This window comes from Microbacterium sp. AB, from assembly GCF_032878875.1.
Classification (GTDB): Bacteria; Actinomycetota; Actinomycetes; order Actinomycetales; family Microbacteriaceae; genus Microbacterium; species Microbacterium betulae.
Genome location: NZ_CP118157.1, coordinates 436,517 through 454,583, shown reverse-complemented (window position 1 = coordinate 454,583; position 18,067 = coordinate 436,517). Strand labels below are relative to the sequence as shown.

Here is an 18,067-nt window from a genome sequence, read left to right as displayed (position 1 = left end):
TCCGACGTGTCGAGGATCACCTCGGCAGCGCCTGTTCGTGAGATCGGCGAGCTCACGCACGAGATCCACGACCCGCTCGTTCTTGATGCGGAGGCCCACAGGTCGATTCTCCCTGCGGCCCTTCTCCCGTTCTCCCCTTCCCCGAGGAACGCCCGAGCGGATGGCGCGGTGGAGACGGGCGTGATCCCGCAGCCCGCCGACGGGGCCCGAGCCGGCGAGAACTCATCTGCGCCGCGAGGATGCGGCTGCCGAGTGCATCGTCATGACAATGCTGGATTCTCGCTGGTCGGATGGACGCTCAGCCGCGGAACGGCGCTCAGCAGGGCACGGGTGTAGTCCTCACGCGGAGAGGCGAGCACCTCGCGCGTCGGCCCCTGCTCGACGATGCGCCCGCCCTGCAGGACGACGACGCGATCGCACAGATACCGGACGACGCCGATGTCATGTGTGACGATCACGATCGACGTGCCGAGCTCGTCGCGCGTCCTCGCGAACAGGCGCAGGATGTCCGCCTGGACCGACACGTCCAGCGCCGACGTCGGCTCGTCGGCGACGATCAGCCTCGGCTGCACCGCGAGCGCCCGCGCGATGGCGACGCGCTGACGCTGCCCTCCCGACAGCCTCGCGGGGCGGGCATCGGCGGTCTCGGGCGGCAACGACACCCGGGCCAGCAGCTCCTCGACCCGCTGGCGCACCTCGCGACGCGGAGCGATGCGGTGCACGACGAGCAGCTCGGCGAGCATCGTCCCGACGGTGAGTCTCGGGTTGAGGGAGAGCGACGGGTCCTGGAACACGACCTGGATCGCACGCCTCTCCTGCGGCGAGCGCCGCGAGGGAAGCGCACGCCCCTCCCAGCGGACGTCGCCGCGGGAGACGGGCGTCGTCCCGGCGATCGCACGGCCGATCGTCGTCTTCCCCGATCCCGACTCTCCGACGAGGCCGACGATCTCGCCCGGCGCCACCGCGAACGAGATTCCGCTCACGGCCTCGTGGGCGCCGTAGCGGACGGTCACGTCGGCGAGGCTCAGCAGCGGCGGGGTCATGAGCCGCTCCCGCCTGCGGGCGAGTCGGCCGAGAGCTCGGCCGCGGCCCTCACGAGGCCACGCGTGTACGGATCCCGAGGCGCGCCGAGCACGTCGATCGTGTCGCCGGCCTCGACCACCACGCCCCGGCGCATGACGACAAGACGGCTGCTCACGGTCGACACGACCGGCAGATCGTGGCTGACGAACAGGACGCCCACCGACCGGGAGCGCCGGATGTCGTCGAGCAACGCGAGGATCTCCGCCTGCACCGTGACGTCGAGCGCCGTCGTCGGCTCGTCGCACAGGAGGAACTCCGGCTCGCTCGCCAGGGCGACGGCGATCATCACCCGCTGCCGCTGCCCTCCCGAGAGCTCGTGGGGATATCGCTCGTACGCGGCCGCCGGGTCCGGCAGACGGACATCCGCCAAGAGCCCCAACGCATCCTCCCTCGCCGCTCGGGCGGACCGTCCGCGCACGTGACGACGCACGGCGGCCACCTGCGCCCCGACGCGCCTGAGGGGGTCGAGCGCCGCGGCGGGGTCCTGGAAGACCATCGACAGCCGCCCGCGGCGCGACGACCGCGCGGCGGCGCCCGACCGCGGCATCGGCAGGCCATCGACCCGCACCTCGCCGCCGGTCGCCTCGACGCCGTCCGGCAGCAGCGCCATGATCGCGCGCAGCGTCAGGCTCTTCCCCGAACCGGATTCGCCGACCAGCCCGACGCATTCCCCGCGGCGCACCGACAGGTCCACGCCCTCGACGATGCCCGCCCCCCTGCGACGTGCGATCGAGAGCCCCGACACCTCGAGCACGCTCGCCGTCTCCGCGCTCATCGCCCGCTCCTCACCCTGTCGGCGACGCCGTCCGCGAGGAGCGAGAAGCCGACTCCCGTCACGAGGATCGCCGCGCCGGGGAACAGGGCGATCCACGGCCTCGTCGCCAGGAACGCCTGGCCGTCCGAGATCATCCCGCCCCAGTTCGGCGTGGGCGGCTGGATGCCCAGCCCCAGGTAGCTCATCGTGACGACCGCGAGGATGACGAAGACGATGTCGCCCACGAGGATGACGACGATCTGCGGCAACGCGTTGGGCAGGACGTGGCGCAGGACGACCCTCCCGTGCGACAGCCCGCCGCCTCGGGCGGCGACCACCCAGTTCTCCCGGACGAAGCCCGCGGTGACGGTCGCGACGACGCGCGCGTAGTTGACCCACGCGACGAGCGCGAACGTCACGTAGATCGCGATGTCGCCCGTCCCCAGCAGGGCGACCATCGCGAGCACGATGACGTAGAACGGGAAGGACAGGTTCACGTCGACGAGGTAGGTCGCGATCCGCTCGGCCCACCCCCCGAAGTACCCGGCGATCAGCCCGATCGCCGTGCCGATGACGGCCGGGGCGATGACGGCCAGCACACCCACGCGCAGGTCGGTCCGGGCTGCGTGGACGATGCGGGACCAGAGGTCGCGCCCCAGCTGATCGGTGCCGAGCCAGTGCTCGGCCGACGGCGGCTGCAGGCCGCCCGTGAGGTCCTGCGCGAGCGGGTCGTGGGTCGCCACGACCGGCGCGAGCACCGCCGCGAGGACGACCGCCGAGACGATCACGGCGCCGGCGACGAGCGTGCCGGAGCGCCGGCGCTCGGCTCCGGGAGCCGCCGCCGTCTCGAACGCCGCGACGGTCATACGACCGCCCCTTCCACCCGGCGCCGGGGATCGATCGCACGCACCACCACATCCGTGACGACGCCGACGAGGACCACGGCGAGCGCCGTGTACAGCACGACGCCCTGCACGACGGGGACGTCGCGATCCTGGATCGCGTCGAACATGAGCGCTCCCAACCCGTGGATGCCGAACACCTGCTCGACGACGAACGTCCCGCCCACGAGATACGCCACGTTGAGGCCGAGGAGCGTGAGGGCGGGTATCGCCGCGTTCGGCAGCAGCACCCCGAACGTCACGCGCCGCTCGGAGAACCCCGCCGCACGCGCAGCGGCGACGACGTCGGAGCCCGACACCTCGAGCAGCTGGACGCGGAGGCTGCGCGTGACGACCGGCACCACGGCGGATGCCGCCGTGACGGCGGGGAGCACGTACGAGAGGAACCCGTCGTCCACGCCGCCCACCGGGAACCAGCGCAGACGCACCCCGAACACGAGGATGAGCGCCATCCCGAGCAGGAAGGAGGGGACGGCCACGCCGGCCGTGGACACGATGCGGACGATCTGGTCCACGGGCCGGTCGTGGTGCGCGGCGGCGGCGAGCGCGAGCGCGGCGCTGACGGCCGCCGCGACGACGAGCGCCGCGAGCACGATCGTGGCCGTGGGCGCCGCCCGCGCGGCGATGAGAGCCGTGACCGGCTGGCCGTTGACGTACGAGGTCAGCGAGCCGGTGAGGACGTCGGAGATGAAGGCCCCGAGACGCGCGTACCAGGGCAGATCGAGCCCGAAGTCCTCGCGGAGGGCGGCGACGGCCTCCGGCGTCGCCCGGCTGCCGAGCAGCGCCGAGGCCGCGTCGCCCGGCACGAGGCCGAGCAGAACGAAGGTCGCCAGCACGACGCCGACGGCGACGAGCGCTGCTCGTGCCGCCGGTCGTACGAGCCGGGCGATCCGGGTCACGACTGCGGATCGATCCAGACGTTCTCGAGCCGGACGGTGCCGTTCGGGATGAGCTGGAGGCCGTGGACGTGCGCCCCCGCGGCCTTGATCTCCGACACATAGTCGAGCGACAGCGACGGCGAGTCCTGCGCGACGATCTCCTGGATCTGCGAGTAGATGGCGGCCCTCTCGTCGCCGTCGGGCGTGATGCGGCCCTCCTTCACCAGGGCGTCGACCTCGTCGTTGTCGTAGTACGTGTAGAACGCCTGCGTCACGCCGTCGCCGTCGACCTGCCAGCTCGAGACGTTGTCGGGATCGCCCGTGTCGGCGATCGTCGTCGACAGGGCGAACTCGTAGTCTCCGGCCGGGAACCGCGTCCAGAACGTCGCGCTGTCGACGGTCTCGATCTCGACGTCGACGCCGATCTCCGCGAGGGACGCCTGGATGATCTGGGCCTGCTGCGCGCGCGACTGCGAACCGCCCTCGACGAGCAGCGTGGCGGCCGCGCCCTCGGGGTGCTCCGAGGCGGCGAGCTCGTCCTTCGCCGCATCGACGTCGTACTCCAGTGCGTCGACGTCCTGGTCGGAGTAGCGGATGGTCGAGGCGATGAACGTCCGGGCGGGAGTCCCGGTCCCGAACGTCGTCGCCTCCGTCAGCGCGTCGCGATCGACCGCCTGCACGACGGCACGGCGCACGCCGCGGTCGGAGAACACGTCGGACGTCGTGTTGAAGAAGACGATGTCCTGGTTCCAGCTGCCGACGCTCTGCACCCGCACGTCGCCGTTCGCCTCGAGCTCCTCGACGTTCGCGATGGGCACGTCGTCGACGATGTCGGCCTGCCCGCTCTGCACCTGCTGGACGAGCTGGTTGTCGTCGTCGACCGTGGTGAGGCGGACGGTGTCGAGGTACGGAAGCCCCTCGACCCAGTACTCGTCGTTGCGCGCGAGGGTGAGCTCGGTGGAGGACGGGTCCCACTCCTCCACGGTGAAGGGGCCCGTCCCGATCGGGTCGGCGAAGAACTCGTCCTCGTCGAGCCCCGCGAGATCCTCCGGGAGGATGCTGCTGGAGAAGACGGACAGCTCCGACAGCAGCGGCGTGTAGGGCTCGCTCAGCACGATCTCGACCGTGTGGTCGTCGACGGCGGTGACGCCGATGATGGGGGCGCCGAGAGGCAGCGCTCCGCCGAGGTCGAGGTGGCGGCCGATCGAGTAGACGACGTCGGCGGCGTCGAACGCCGAGCCGTCCGAGAAGACCACGCCGTCGCGGAGCGAGAACGTCCATGTCAGCCCGTCGTCGCTCACCTCGTACGAGGTCGCGAGCGAGGGCTGCGGCTCGCCCTCCTCGTCGAGGGCGTAGAGCGTGTCGAAGACCTTGTCGAGCGTGTAGGCGTTGATCGTGATGAGCGTGTCGTCGTGGGGGTCGAGCGAGGTGACGGGCGAGCTCAGACGGGCGAAGGTGATGTCGCCGCCGGCGACGGGATCGCCCGTCGCGTCCGCATCGCTCGTCGCCGGCGCGGCACAGGAGGCCAGGATCAGCGCGGTCGCGGGCAGGAGGAGTGCGGCGGATGCGCGGAGGGCACGGCGGGGCGGGCGCGCGGTGGTGCGCTGCATGGGGTTCTCTCTTCGGGCAGGGAGCGAAAGACGTCGTATGACGACTCGTGAAGAATAATGCGTACGAACGTGTACATTATTTCGCAGCCGTAACAGGACGTAAACCCGGCCCCGCACGGGCCCGCCGAGACATCCGAGGACCCGCCATGAGCGCAGCCGCACCCTGTCTTCCCGAGGCCTGCCGATGAGCCGTCTCGACGCATGGCCGTTCGCCGCCCTGCCGGCGTTCCCCGCCGAGCGGTACTCCGCCCTCGGCGAGCGGATCGGCCGGATCCTGGGCGCGGAGGAGCACGACGTCGTCCTCGTGCCCGGCGAGGCGATCGTCGCGCTGGAGGCCGCGGCCCGCGAGGCCGGGGCGTCGCGGAGACGATTCCTCAACGTCGCCACGAGCGTCTACGGCCGGCTCTTCGGCGACTGGCTGGCCGACGCCGGCGGCGAGGTGACGACGGTCTCCCCGGCCGTCGCAGGACAGCCCATCGCGATCGACGAGGTCCGTGCGGCCCTCTCCGGCGGCTCCTTCGACGCGATCTCCTTCGTCCACGGTGAGGCGGCGACGGGGATCGTCAACCCGATCGACGACATCCTCGCGGAGGCACGCGGACTCGGCCTCGTCGCGATCGTCGACGCCGTGGCCTCCGTTGGCGCCGAGCCGCTCGTCCTCGGGGAGGACGGCCCCGACATCGTCGTCGTCGGGCCGCAGAAGGGGCTCCGCGGGCCCGCGGGCGTCTCCGCCGTCGCGATCAACACACGAGGCTGGGCGCTCCTCGCCCGTCCTCCGCGACGCGCGACCCTCTCGTCCCTCTCCCTCCTCGACATCCGTCGCGACTGGCTCGACTCCGACCGCGCCGTCATCCCCGGAACGCCCGCCCCGCACGAGCTCTGGGCGCTGGACGCCGCGCTCGACGCGATCGGGCACGAGGGCATCGACGGCGTCGTCGCCCGTCACCGCCTCGCCGCGCGCGCGGCCCGGTCCGGCGCGCGGGCGCTGGGGATCGCGACGTGGACGGGCGACGACGAGCGCTCGTCGGGGCTGACCACAGGAGTCCTCCTCCCGCAGGACGTCGATCGGACCCGTGTCATCGCCCTGGCCCAGGCCCTGTTCGGCGTCACGCTCGCCGTCGGCCCGGAGGGCGTCGACCCCCGGCTCGTCCGCATCCGTCACACGGCGGCGGAGGCCGGCTTCGAGCCCGTCCTCGCGGTCGTGGCGGCGCTCGGCGGCGCCCTCGTCGCGGCGGGCGCGGACGTCGACGTCGCCGCAGGCGCCGCAGCCGTCGTCTCGGTCTACGCCGAGGCGCGGCATGACGACGCACACGACGACTAGAGGAGCCCACATGACGAGACGGACCATCCACCTCAACGCCTTCGAGAACTTCTCCCCCGGCAACATCTCCTCCGGGCTCTGGCGACATCCGCAGGACCGCTCGCACGAGTACAAGAGCATCCGGTACTGGACGCGCCTGGCGCGCGACCTCGAGCACGCGGGATTCGACGGCGTCTTCATGGCCGACATCCTCGGGATGCTCGACGCCTACAAGGGCGGGCCCGACGAGGCGCTGCGGACCGCGAGCCAGGTGCCGATCGACGACCCCACGACCGTCGTCTCGGCGATGGCGGCCGTCACCAGACGGCTCGGATTCGCCATCACGCTGTCGACGTCGTACACGCAGCCCTACCTTCTAGCCCGGACGCTGACGAGCCTCGACCACCTGTCGGACGGCCGCATCGGCTGGAACATCGTCACCTCGTTCCTCGACAGCGCGGCACGGAACGTCGGAGCCGGCGAGCAGCTCGCGCACGACGCACGCTACGACCGCGCCGACGAGTTCCTCGCGGTGACGCACAAGCTCTGGGAGCTCTCGTGGGACGACGACGCCGTCGTGCTCGACAAGGAGCGCGGCGTCTACGCCGACCCCTCACGCGTGCACCCCGTCCGGCACGACGGGACGCACTTCCACGTGCCCGACGCGTTCCTCGCCGAGCCGTCGGCGCAGCGCACCCCCGTGCTCTTCCAGGCCGGTTCGTCGGGACGCGGCCAGCGCTTCGCAGCGGAGCACGCCGAGGGGCTCTTCGTCCACGGCACGCGCCCCGAGGTGATCGCGCCCATCGTCGCGGCCGTCCGCGCAGAGGCCGCGGCGCTCGGGCGCGACCCCCGATCGGTCAAGACGTTCGCGGTCGCGACGATCGTGACGGGCGAGACGGACGAGATCGCGCAGGCGAAGCACCGCGACCTGCTGGAGTACATCGACTACGGAGGGGCGATGGTGCAGTTCGCCGGCCCTGTGGGGGTCGACCTGTCGGAGTTCGACCCCGACGTCCCCCTCGCCGACATCCCGTCGAACGGCGCGCAGTTCTCCGCGCGATTCTTCGCGTCCGCCGACCCCGATCGCGTCTGGACTCTCCGGGAGGTCGCCCACTACATGGGCGTCGGCGGCATGGGACCGGTCATCGTCGGATCGGGCGAGACCGTCGCCGACGAGCTGGAGCGCTGGGCGGAGGTCGCCGACCTCGACGGCTTCAACCTCGCCTACGCCGTGCGCCCCGGCACCTTCGACGACATCATCCGTCACGTCGTGCCGGTCCTGCGCCGCAGGGGCCTCCTCTCCGAGGCCGCCGGCGACTCGACGTTCCGCGAACGGCTGTACGGCGAAGGCCAGACCCGGCTGCACGACGACCATCCGCACCGCCGCATCGCCCTCGACGCGTCCGGACAGGCATGAGAAGCGCGGCGTCCGGCGGGGAGACCGCCGCCCTCTCGCACTACCGGACCCTCCGCGAGCGCATCCTCGCGGGCGACATCGACGCCGAGACCCGTCTCTACGAGAGCGCCCTGACGGACGACCTCGGGACGTCGCGCACCCCCATCCGGGAGGCGCTCGCGATGCTCGAGCGCGACGGGATCCTCAAGCGGGAGCGCCGCGGCTACCGGGTGCACGAGCGCACCGAGCAGGAGATCCTCGACTACTTCGACGTGCGCAACGCCCTCGAGGCGACGAGCGCCGAGGCCGCGGCCTCACGGGCGACCGAGCTCGAGCGCGCACGCATGACGGCGATCCTGCGCGAGGCGCGACAGAGTGCAGACGCCGCCGTGCGGGAGGCGCTCCACGGCGAGTGGCATCGGGCCCTCATCCTGGCGTCGCACAACACGGCGCTCGCCGACTTCGTCGCCCGCGCGGAGACCCTCATCAGCCTGCACCGGCGCCCGTGGGAGCGGTCCATCGCAGGCACGGAGGAGTCGCAGGCCGAGCACGAGCGCATCCTCGACGCCGTCGTCGAGCGCGACCCCGAACTCGCCAGGCGGCGCATGGCGGCGCACATGGCCCGCGCCCGCGACTACCAGCTGCTCCTCCTCAGCACCCGCCGGAGCTGAGGCGCCTCACCGCCCGTCGAAGAAGCCGCGCGGGCGCGGGAGCCCGAGGTGCCCCCGGAACGTGCTCGCCTCGTACTCCGTGCGCTGCAGACCGCGTCGCTGGAGGATCGGCACCACCTCGTCGGCGAAGCGGTCGAGCTGCCCCCACAGGTACGGCGACTGCACGTTGAAGCCGTCGGCCGCCCCCTGCTCGAACCACTCCTGCAGCGTGTCCGCGACGCTCTCGGCCGTGCCGATCGCGAGCGGGAAGCCGTCGATGACCGACGCGTACAGTAGGTCCCTCACGCGCACGGGGTCGGCGCCCTCCGGCGTCCGGTCGGTGCGCTCCGTCACCGACGCGAGGAGACGCCGGCCCCGCTCGGACAGCCCCGCGACGTGGGCGGAGGGGAAGACGGCGTCGAGGCCGGCGTCCGTCACGTCGACGCCGATGAGCGCCGACAGCGCGCCGAGGTTCCGCAGGCCGTGGCCGAGCGGCGCCTGGCCCGCAGGCGACGCCGCGTACGCCGCCCAGTGCTCACGGTCGCGCCCGCCCCAGACGATGTCGTCGTCGAGCGGGAGCGCGGCGTTCAACCGGTCGTAGACGGCGACGGCGGACGCGCGGGTGTCGCCGATGACGGGCGTGATCCCCGGCAGGAAGAACAGCTGCTCGGGGTCGCGGCCGAACGCCGCCGCGCGCTCGCGGACGTCGGCGTTGAACGCGGCGGACGCCTCGATCGTGCGCGAGTTCGTGAAGTGCACGTCGGCCCACTTGGCCGACAGCGCGCGCGACGCCTCGCTCGCTCCCGCGTACAGCAGCGGCGGATGCCCCTGGGGCGGCCGGCGCAGCGGGAGCGTCCCCTCGACGCGGAAGTGCTCGCCCCTCCAGTTCAGCCGGTGGATCCGGCTGTCGTCGATGAAGCGTCCCGACTCCTTGTCCTGGATGTACGCGTCGTCCTCGATGCTGTCCCAGAGGCGCTTCACGACCTCGATGAACTCGTCCGCGCGCTCGTAGCGGGACGCCCCGCCGAGGTCGTCCAGGCCGAAGTTGCGCGCGGCGGCGTCCGAGGCGCCCAGCACGACGTTCCACGCGAGGCGTCCCCCGCTCAGATGGTCGAGCGACGACGTGAGCCGAGCCAGGATGTAGGGGTCATAGAACGTCGGATGCGCCGTCACCACGATGCCGATGTCCGTGGTCTGGAGCGCCAGCTGCGACCCGAGCGTGAAGGGCTCGAGCCTGCCGGTGTTGTGCGTCGTCTTCCACTGCTCGTCGACGATGTCGCCCGGGAGGGTGTCGCCGAGGAAGAAGAAGTCGAACTTCGCCCGCTCGACCGTGTGCGCCGCGCGGAGGGCGTACGCGACGTCGAAGGCGCCGTCCGTGGGGGCGTCCGGCTGACGCCATCCGCCCCAGTGGGTGCCGTTGACCCAGTACATGTAGCCGAGGTGGAGCTGTCGCCGGTGCGGACCGGGGGTTGCGCTCATGAGGAGGCCTTTCGGGGAGAGGGCCGGTCGTCGCCGGCGACGGGATGGACGGGTCAGGCGAACGCCGGGCGCGGGATCGCCGCGATGAGCTCGCGGACGTACGCCGTCCGAGGCTCGCGCAGCAGGGCGGCGGCGGGGCCCGATTCGACCACGTCGCCGTGCTGCAGGACGAGGACGTCGTCGGACACCTCGCTGATCACGCCGAGATCGTGAGAGACGAAGAGGTACGTCAGCCCCAGCTCGCGCTGCAGGTCGTCGAGCAGGTCGAGCACCTGCCGCTGCACGGTGACGTCGAGCGCCGAGACGGGCTCGTCGCAGATGAGGACCTCGGGACGCGGCGCGAGAGCCCGGGCGATGGCGACCCGCTGGCGCTGCCCTCCCGAGAGCTCGGCGGTGTAGCGACCCGCCACGGCCGACGGCAGGCCCGTCAGGTCGAGCAGCTCGGCGATGCGCCGCGCCCTCTCGCCGCGTCCGCCGAGCCGGTAGCCCGTCAGCGGCTCCTCGAGCAGCGAGCGCACGGTCTGCCGCGGGTCGAGCGACGAGTAGGGGTTCTGGTACACGAGCTGAAGCTTCCGGTAGAGCGCGCGGCGATCGGTCGCGCCCTCGCGGTCGTGGATGAGCTCCTCGCCGTGGATGCGCACGGTGCCCGCGTCGGGCCTCGCGAGCCCGGACAGCACGCGCACGAGCGTCGTCTTGCCGGAGCCCGACTCGCCGACGATGCCGAGGGTCGTGCCGCGCGCGACGCTCAGCGACACGTCGCGGAGGGCGCGGACCTCGTCGCCGGTACGGCTGCGGAACGTCTTCTCCAGGCCTTCCGCGACGACGACGGCCTCCGGGGCCGCCGCGTCGGCGGGGATCGTCCGGCCCCTGCGGCTCTCGGCGAGCGCGAGCGGCGAACGGTCGATGTGCGAGGACGCGACGAGCTGGGCGGTGTACTCCGCCCGGGGGCGCCTGACGATCCGCTCGGCGTCGCCCGCCTCCACCACGCGACCCTCGCGGAGCACGACGACGCGCCCCGCGCGCTCCGCGGCCACGCCCAGGTCGTGCGTGACGAGCAGGAGGCTGAGCCCCTCCTCGCGGGCGAGGTCGGCGAGGAGGTCGAGGATCCTCCGCTGCACCGTCGCGTCGAGGGCCGTCGTCGGCTCGTCCGCCACGACGAGGTCCGGTCCCGCCGCGATCGCGGCGGCGATGAGCACACGCTGGCACATGCCGCCCGAGAGCTCGTGGGGGTGGCTGTCGTACACGCTCTCGACGCGCCGCAGCCCGACCCTGTCGAAAAGCTCGAGCACGCGCGCGCGCCGCTCGTCCTTGTCGAGGCCGGTGTGCACGCGGAGCGGCTCGGCCGCCTGCCGCCCGACGGGGAGCAGCGGGTTGAGCCCGAGCAGCGCGTCCTGCGGGACGTAGCCGATGCGGTTGCCCCGCAGCGCACGGTAGCGGCGCGACGAGATGCGCGTCAGGTCCTCGCCGTCGAAGACGACCGAGCCCGCCGTGATCCTCGCGTGGGCGGCCAGCGTGCCCGTGACGGTCCGCGCGAGCGTGCTCTTGCCCGATCCCGACTCGCCCACGAGGGCCAGGACCCCGCCGCGTTCGAGCCCGAACCCGACATCGTCGACGACCGTGTGCGCACGCCCGCGCCCCGTGCGGTATTCGAGGGAGACCCCCTCGAGGCGGAGGATCTCCTCCCGCCGTTCAGCCGACGACACTCGTCCTCCCCTGGTCGATGGAACGCCCGATCCGGTAGACGGCGAGCACGGACAGCACGATGACGACGCCCGGCAGGGTGCTGAGCCACCACTGGACGGTGAGGAAGGAGCGCCCCTCGGCGACGAGCGCGCCCCACTCCGGCGTGGGCGGCGGGGCGCCGAAGCCGAGGAAGCTGAGCGCCGCGACGCCGAGGATGGCCGTCCCGATGTCCATCGTCGCGGCCGCGAGGACCGAGCCGGACGCGTTCGGCAGGATGTGCCGCGCAAGCCGGTACGGGAAGCGGTGCCCCGTGAAGACGGAGGCCTCGACATAGGGCAGGGCCCGCACCTTCAGCACCTCCGACCGCATGAGGCGTGCGAAGCTCGCCACGCTGTTGATCCCGATGGCGATCGCGATGTTGATCGTGCCGCGCCCCAGCGCCGTGACGATCGCGAGCGACACGATGAGGCTCGGCACCGCGAGCATGATGTCGACGACGCGCATGAGGACGGTTTCGACGACGCCGCGGAGCGCTCCGGCGATCAGGCCGATGAGCGAGCCGGCCACGAGCCCGATGAGCACGGCGACGACGGCGGCCTGCAGCGACTGCGACGTGCCGTGGACGGTGCGGGCGAAGTGGTCGCGGCCGTACTGGTCCGTCCCGAAGAGGTGATCGGCGCTCGGCGGGAGGAACCGCGCCTGAGCGTCCTGGGCGAGCGGGTCGTATCCCACGAACCACTGCGGCGCGACGGCGCTCGTCAGGACGAGCGCGACCCAGATCCAGGAGAGGACGAGCGTGGGGCGCATCATGCCTCCAGCTCGATACGTCGATCGATCAGCGGGTAGACGGCGTCGACGACGAAGTTGACCGCGACGAAGATCGCGGCGCTCACGGTCACGCAGACGAGGACGACAGGGGTGTCGCGCCCGTCCACGGCGTCCACGATGACGCGGCCGACGCCCGTGCGCGAGAAGACGGTCTCCGTGAGCACGGTGCCCCCGATCATGACGCCGACCGTGGTCCCGAACGAGGTCACGACGGGAAGGATGGAGTTCCGCAGCGCGTGCCGGACGACGACGCCCGCGCGGCCGAGCCCCCAGTTGCGCACGGTCTCGATGTAGGGCGAGGTCAGCGCGCCGCGGAGGTTCGTCGTGAGCAGCTGCGAGACGCCGCCGGCACCGGGGATGGCGAGCGCCAGCGAGGCCACGAGCAGCCCGGGCAGGCTGTCGTTCCCCGTCGGCGGGATGAGCCGCAGCTGGAACGCGAAGAGCTGCAGCAGGACGATCCCCACCCAGAAGGGCGGCACGGAGACGGCGATGGGCGGGAGCGACAGGAGCAGCTCCCTCGCCCATGTCCAGTCGATCAGCTCGATGAGCACGGAGAGCAGCACGCCGAGGACGACGGCCAGGGCGAGGCCGACGGCGGCGAGCCTGATCGTCTCGCCGAACGCCTCGAAGTAGAGCTCCGTCGCCGGGCGACGCGTGAAGATGCTGATGCCGAAGTCGCCGTGGAGGGCGCGCCAGAGCGCATCGCCGTACTGGACGAGGACGGGCCGGTCGAGGCCGAGCAGCTCCCGCTGCTCCGCGAGGATCGCCTCGAGGTCCTCCCCCTCCGCCCCCGCCGTCAGGCCGCCGGCCGCATCGCCCGGCAGGACGTAGAGGAGGAAGAAGCTCGCCGTGAACGCGCCCCACAGCACCACGACCCCGTAAGCGAGGCGCTTGCCGAGGTAGCGGAGGCGCCCGCCCGCGCCCGGGCCGCCGCTCACTCGCCGCCCTGCAGCCACGCGTCGTACAGGAGCTGATCGAGGCCGTTGCTCTTGATGTCCTGCAGGTCGGGGCTGTACGCCCAGACGTCGACGTCGGTCTCGAGCGGCAGGGTGTAGGCGTCCTCCACGAGGAGGCGAGCGGCCTCGTCGACGACCGCCTGACGGGCGTCGTGGTCGAGCAGGGTGTTCTGCTCCTGCAGGAGTGCGTCCAGCTCCTGCCCGCGCTCGTCGTCCTCGGCGATGAAAGCCCGGTTGGATCCCGTCGCCACGCCGTAGTTGGCGCGCAGGACGTCGGCGTCGGGCGAGGAGTGGTACCAGTAGGCGAGGTCGTACTCGCCCGACAGGAGCTTCTCGTTCGCCTCCGCCGCGAGCGGCGGGTCGAGCACGAGCTCGACGCCGATCTGCTTCCACTGCTCCTGGACGATCTGCTCGACGGCGCCGTCGCGCGGGAAGCGCAGCGACAGCCGTTCGCCGGCGTCGTTCACGCGGATGCCGTCACTGCCGATCTCGTCCCATCCCGCCTCGTCGAGCAGGTCGGCCGAGAGCTCGGGGTCGTATGCGAGGTACTCGCTCTGATCGGAGAAGTACGGGTTCTCCTCGCTGAGCGGCCCCTTGGGGACGAGGTACACGCCGTTCGACGAGATGGCGGCGAGCGACGCGCGGTCGACGCCGTGCTGAAGCGCCTGCCGCACGCGGACGTCCTGCAGCAGCGGCGACGACGTGTTCACGGGCCATTCGGTGCCCGTCGCGGGGTTCACCGCGCTGTAGCTGATCGTGAGCCCCGAGGCCTCGAGCTCGGGGATGTAGTTCGCGTCGACCCAGTAGATGAAGTCGAGGTCGCCGCTCTGGACGGCGCCGTTGCGGACCGAGTCCTCGGGGATGATCTTGTAGGTGACGCCGTCGAGGTAGGCACGACCCTCGTGCTCGTAGTAGTCGGGCGCCCAGTCGTAGTCCTCGCGCGCCTCGAGCACGATCTCCTGGTTGTCGGTGTAGGACACGAGCCGGAACGGGCCGCTGCCGTCGAGGCTCTTCTGCCGCTCCTCGACGGGCGCCTCCGCGCTCGCCTGCGAGACGATGCCCGCGTGCGCCCGGGAGAGGCTGGGGAGGAACGCCGCGTTGGGCTCCGCGAACTCGACGACCACCTCGTCCTCGCGGGGCACCGTGATCGAGGAGATGCCCTCGACGATGGCCCGCGCGCTCGTATGGATGCCGGGCCGTGCGAGGCTCTCGAGGTTCGCCTTGACGACCTCGCCCGTGAGCGCCGTGCCGTCGTTGAACGTGACGTCGTCGCGCAGCGTGAAGCTGTACGTGCGCGCGTCCTCGCTCACGGTCCAGTCCGTGGCGAGCCAGGGCTCGATCTCCTGCGTCTCCGGGTCGAGGAACACGAGGGAGTCGGAGAGCGCGCGGGCGACGTGGCGCCAGACCTGGTTCACGACGGCGGCGTCCACGCCGAGCGGGTCGGCCGACAGGCCGATGTTCAGCGTTCCGCCGTAGCGGTCCTCCTCGGCGACGCCGGATACGTCCGCCTGCTCCTCGGCGGGCGATGCGCAGCCGCTCAGCACGATCGACCCCGCGGCGAGCGCGACGGCCGCGACGCGGAGACCACGGCGAAGGGTTGTCCTCACGATGTTCCTTCTTTCTGGATGTTCGACGCCCGAGGCGGCGGGCTGCGTCGGCTATGCGATCCGTATAGAAGGCGAGTATCCAGGAGTTGTGGAGCGTTTCAATCTCATAGGAAATACTGTGTAATCAAGTATCGTGATCTATCGTATTCCAATGCAATCTATATTTGATTTTAATTAGGAGGTCATCATGGCGTTGCCGTCCCCCACCCTCCCCGACGGCTACCGGGCGCTCGGGGCGTCCGGCCTCGTGCTGTCGCAGCTCGGCGTCGGCGCGAGCACGTTCGGCCGTTCCGGCATGCGGGCGGCCGGCCCCGAGGCCGTGACGGCCATCGTCGACCGCGCCCTCGACCTGGGGGTGACGTACTTCGATCTCGCCGAGGGATACGGCGACGAGCCGGGCCTCAGCGAGACGCTGTTCGCACGCGCCCTGCGCGGCCGGCGCGAGCAGGTCGTGATCGGGACGAAGTTCGGCCGCGCGCTGCGGGAGACGAGGGGTCCCTCGTACGCGCTGACGGGCTCCCGCAAGTACGTCGTCGCCTCCGTCGAGGACTCGCTGCGGCGGCTCGACACCGACTACATCGACCTCTACCAGATCCACTTCCCCGACGCGCACACGCCGATCGAGGAGACGCTCGAGGCGCTCGACGACCTCGTGCACGCGGGCAAGGTGCGCTACATCGGCGCGTCCAACTTCGCCGCGTGGCGCATCGCCGAGGCCGACCACACGGCCCGCGAGCGGGGGCTCACGCGCTTCGCGTCGACCACGGACGAGTACAACCTCCTCTGGCGCCGCCCCGAGGAGGAGCTGATCCCCGCCCTCCGTCGCTACGGGCTGGGGTTCATCCCGTACTTCCCACTGCAGAACGGCCTGCTCACCGGCAAGTATCGCGAGGGGCGCTCCCCGGCGGGGGCGAAGATCACCAATCTGAAGCACAACCTGCTGCGTTCCGCCCCGTGGGACGCGCTCGGACGGTTCGAGGAGTTCGCGAGGGAGCGCGCCATCACCCCGACCGCTGCGGCCCTGGGCTGGCTGCTCGCGCAGCCGACGGTCACGAGCGTGATCGCGGGCGTGACCGTCCCCGGCCAGCTCGACGAGAACCTCACGGCGAGCCGCTGGGTGCCGACCCCCGAGGAGGAGCGCGAGCTGAGGGGTCTCCTCCCGGCCGACATCTCCGGGGGCCCCGGCCTCGTCGTCACGGACTGAGAGGACACCATGCCCGCATCCCCGTCCTCCTCGCCCCTGCCCGCCGCCACTCCTCTCGTCACGCTCGACGAGGCGACCGCGCGCCTCGCCGCGGAGTCGGCCGTCGCGATCGAGGTCGCGGGCGACGCCGGCGAGCCGTCGCCGCCCGCCTCCCTGCGCCTGACGCTCGACGACGTCTCGGGCGAGGAGGGCCCGCGCACCGGCGCCCGCCCGCTCCCGAAGCACGGCCCCCTCGTGCGGCGCCTCGCGTCCGCCGGCCTGACGCCCCCGACCCCGGTCGTCCTCGTCGCCAGGACGCCGCGCGACCTCGCGGCCGCCGCACGCGCCTGGGTCACGCTCCGCTGGGCGGGTCTGCGCGACGTGTCGTTCCTCAACGGAGCGCACTCCGACGATCTCGCCGCCCTTCCCCGACCGGCGACGCTCCCCGCGACGGACGCCTCGGCCTTCACGAGGGACCACGCCGTCGTCGCCGTCCGCTCCGAGGTCGCCGGGCGCGACGAGGCGTCGGTTCTCGTGGACGCGCGCACGCCCGAGGCCTACGGCGGCGACCACGCGCACATCCCCGGCGCCGTGAACGTGCCGACGCGCCTGCTCGCGCGGGACGGACGGATCCTCGATCCCGGCGCCGTCCGGGCGGCCTACGCCGAGACGATCGGCATCGACCCCGCGGAGCGGCCGCTCGTGCTCTCCTGCGGCAGCGGCGTCGCGGCGAGCGTGCAGGCTCTCGCCCTCGCCTCGATCGGCGTCGCGGCGCCCGTGTACGTCGGATCGTGGTCGGAGTGGTCCAAGACGTCAGGACGCACCTGAGACGTCAGCACCGCGACGATAGAGTTATCGCGACGCACGATAGGAAACCGATATGGCATTCGAGCGAAAGTACAGCGACGAGGTCCGTACGCGGTCGGTCGAGACCGTGCTCAGACGCCGCCAGGATGAGCCGCGCAACCGTTCGATCATCCGGGAGGTCGCGGAGGAGTTCGACGTCGGCCAGCAGTCGCTGCGCCAGTGGCTCGCCCGCTACGACGACGGCAGCTACGACTACGGCGACGACCCTTCGGGCGCGGCACGCTACGCCGGGATGAGCCGCGCCGACCTGATCGCCCGCGTCGAGGAGCTCGAACAGCGCGTGCACGTGCTCGACGAGGACAACAGGAGCCTCACCCGTGTCGTGGGGCTCCTCTCCGAGCAGCTGCGCCCATCCGCCTGACCGACCGTAAGACTTCTCAACGACGGGGCGGGTCGGCGTCCCGCGTTGCTAACGTCGCTTCTGCCGGTCCGCCCCTGCAGAAAGCCGTCACATGAACGATCGCATCGTCGTCGCGAGCAACGTCCACGGACGTATGACGGACGTCCGCGGACGCTACGTCATCGGCGACGGCGGATTCGAGATCGTCTCCGACGGGTCGATCCGCAGCGGAGCGCCCGGCGAGGCCGCGAGCTCGCTCGACCTGCTCGTGGCGTCGCTCGTGTCGTGCGCCCTCAACGCCTTCCGCCAGGACTTCGTCGAGGAGGGGCAGCCCGACCGCCGCGTGGAGATCTTCGCGCGCGTCGAGCGACGCGTCGAGGGCGACTACCTGGGCCGGCTCATCATGGAGTGCTTCATCGAGGGCGTCGACCACCGCGGCGCCGACGAGCTCGTCGAGGAGTACAAGAAGCGCTGCCGGATCTACAACGCGCTGAAGGACAGCCTGCCGGTCGAGTTCGTCCCGCACACGACCGATCGCATCGGCTGGTAGC

17 protein-coding genes are annotated in these 18,067 nt (G+C 71.7%); 7 read left to right on the top strand and 10 right to left on the bottom strand.

From position 1 onward, the window contains the following. Positions 1-260 precede the first annotated feature (260 nt). From N8K70_RS02060 to N8K70_RS02040, 5 genes are read right to left on the bottom strand one after another with little or no spacing between them, the layout of a single operon-like run. A complete protein-coding gene (locus N8K70_RS02060; protein ID WP_317139958.1) occupies positions 261-1,043 on the bottom strand; it encodes an ABC transporter ATP-binding protein in 783 nt (260 codons plus the stop codon). Next, positions 1,040-1,858 carry an ABC transporter ATP-binding protein gene (locus N8K70_RS02055; protein ID WP_317139957.1) on the bottom strand — a complete coding sequence of 273 codons (819 nt, stop codon included), beginning with the start codon at positions 1,856-1,858 and terminating at the stop codon, positions 1,040-1,042. The genes N8K70_RS02060 and N8K70_RS02055 overlap by 4 nt, the downstream gene beginning before the upstream one ends. After that, positions 1,855-2,703, bottom strand: coding sequence for an ABC transporter permease (locus tag N8K70_RS02050; RefSeq protein WP_317139956.1), 849 nt, complete (start codon positions 2,701-2,703; stop codon positions 1,855-1,857). The genes N8K70_RS02055 and N8K70_RS02050 overlap by 4 nt, the downstream gene beginning before the upstream one ends. Further along, complete coding sequence (locus N8K70_RS02045; protein WP_317139955.1) at positions 2,700-3,638, bottom strand: ABC transporter permease; 939 nt, start codon at positions 3,636-3,638, stop codon at positions 2,700-2,702. Before N8K70_RS02045 ends, N8K70_RS02050 begins: the two co-directional genes overlap by 4 nt. Beyond that, positions 3,635-5,227, bottom strand: a complete 1,593-nt coding sequence (locus tag N8K70_RS02040; protein ID WP_317139954.1) for an ABC transporter substrate-binding protein — start codon at positions 5,225-5,227, stop codon at positions 3,635-3,637. The genes N8K70_RS02045 and N8K70_RS02040 overlap by 4 nt, the downstream gene beginning before the upstream one ends. Positions 5,228-5,411: 184 nt before the next feature. Here N8K70_RS02040 and N8K70_RS02035 point away from each other — a divergent pair, with 184 nt between their 5' ends. The 3 genes from N8K70_RS02035 to N8K70_RS02025 are packed head-to-tail and all read left to right on the top strand — an operon-like array spanning position 5,412 to position 8,594. Beyond that, on the top strand, positions 5,412-6,548 hold the full coding sequence (locus N8K70_RS02035) for an aminotransferase class V-fold PLP-dependent enzyme (protein ID WP_317139953.1): 1,137 nt from the start codon (positions 5,412-5,414) through the stop codon (positions 6,546-6,548). Between the two features lie 10 nt (positions 6,549-6,558). Beyond that, positions 6,559-7,944, top strand: a complete 1,386-nt coding sequence (locus tag N8K70_RS02030) for an LLM class flavin-dependent oxidoreductase (protein ID WP_317139952.1) — start codon at positions 6,559-6,561, stop codon at positions 7,942-7,944. Further along, positions 7,941-8,594 carry a GntR family transcriptional regulator gene (locus N8K70_RS02025; protein ID WP_317139951.1) on the top strand — a complete coding sequence of 218 codons (654 nt, stop codon included), beginning with the start codon at positions 7,941-7,943 and terminating at the stop codon, positions 8,592-8,594. The genes N8K70_RS02030 and N8K70_RS02025 overlap by 4 nt, the downstream gene beginning before the upstream one ends. Before the next feature lie 6 nt (positions 8,595-8,600). On the opposite strand, the gene N8K70_RS02020 is transcribed toward N8K70_RS02025, so the two are convergent. From N8K70_RS02020 to N8K70_RS02000, 5 genes are read right to left on the bottom strand one after another with little or no spacing between them, the layout of a single operon-like run. Continuing rightward, a complete protein-coding gene (locus N8K70_RS02020; RefSeq protein ID WP_317139950.1) occupies positions 8,601-10,052 on the bottom strand; it encodes an NtaA/DmoA family FMN-dependent monooxygenase in 1,452 nt (483 codons plus the stop codon). A gap of 53 nt (positions 10,053-10,105) precedes the next feature. After that, positions 10,106-11,755 (bottom strand): ABC transporter ATP-binding protein, encoded by a 1,650-nt coding sequence (locus N8K70_RS02015; protein WP_317139949.1) that lies wholly within the window; start codon positions 11,753-11,755, stop codon positions 10,106-10,108. Further along, entirely contained in the window at positions 11,742-12,545 is an 804-nt protein-coding gene (locus N8K70_RS02010; RefSeq protein WP_317139948.1) for an ABC transporter permease, read from the bottom strand. Before N8K70_RS02010 ends, N8K70_RS02015 begins: the two co-directional genes overlap by 14 nt. Further along, positions 12,542-13,501: an ABC transporter permease gene (locus tag N8K70_RS02005; protein ID WP_317139947.1), complete on the bottom strand. Its 960-nt coding sequence runs from the start codon at positions 13,499-13,501 to the stop codon at positions 12,542-12,544. Before N8K70_RS02005 ends, N8K70_RS02010 begins: the two co-directional genes overlap by 4 nt. Continuing rightward, positions 13,498-15,126, bottom strand: coding sequence for an ABC transporter substrate-binding protein (locus tag N8K70_RS02000; protein WP_317139946.1), 1,629 nt, complete (start codon positions 15,124-15,126; stop codon positions 13,498-13,500). The genes N8K70_RS02005 and N8K70_RS02000 overlap by 4 nt, the downstream gene beginning before the upstream one ends. Positions 15,127-15,313: 187 nt before the next feature. Between N8K70_RS02000 and N8K70_RS01995 the strand changes: the two genes are divergently transcribed. The 4 genes from N8K70_RS01995 to N8K70_RS01980 all read left to right on the top strand — a co-directional run bounded on the left by N8K70_RS01995 (position 15,314) and on the right by N8K70_RS01980 (position 18,066). After that, positions 15,314-16,330 (top strand): aldo/keto reductase, encoded by a 1,017-nt coding sequence (locus N8K70_RS01995; protein WP_317139945.1) that lies wholly within the window; start codon positions 15,314-15,316, stop codon positions 16,328-16,330. Between the two features lie 9 nt (positions 16,331-16,339). Then, positions 16,340-17,137 (top strand): sulfurtransferase, encoded by a 798-nt coding sequence (locus N8K70_RS01990; protein ID WP_317139944.1) that lies wholly within the window; start codon positions 16,340-16,342, stop codon positions 17,135-17,137. A gap of 52 nt (positions 17,138-17,189) precedes the next feature. Continuing rightward, a complete protein-coding gene (locus N8K70_RS01985) occupies positions 17,190-17,537 on the top strand; it encodes a hypothetical protein (RefSeq protein WP_317139943.1) in 348 nt (115 codons plus the stop codon). A 91-nt stretch (positions 17,538-17,628) separates the two neighbouring features. Continuing rightward, positions 17,629-18,066, top strand: coding sequence for an OsmC family protein (locus tag N8K70_RS01980; RefSeq protein WP_317139942.1), 438 nt, complete (start codon positions 17,629-17,631; stop codon positions 18,064-18,066). The last annotated feature ends 1 nt before the right edge of the window (position 18,067 follow it).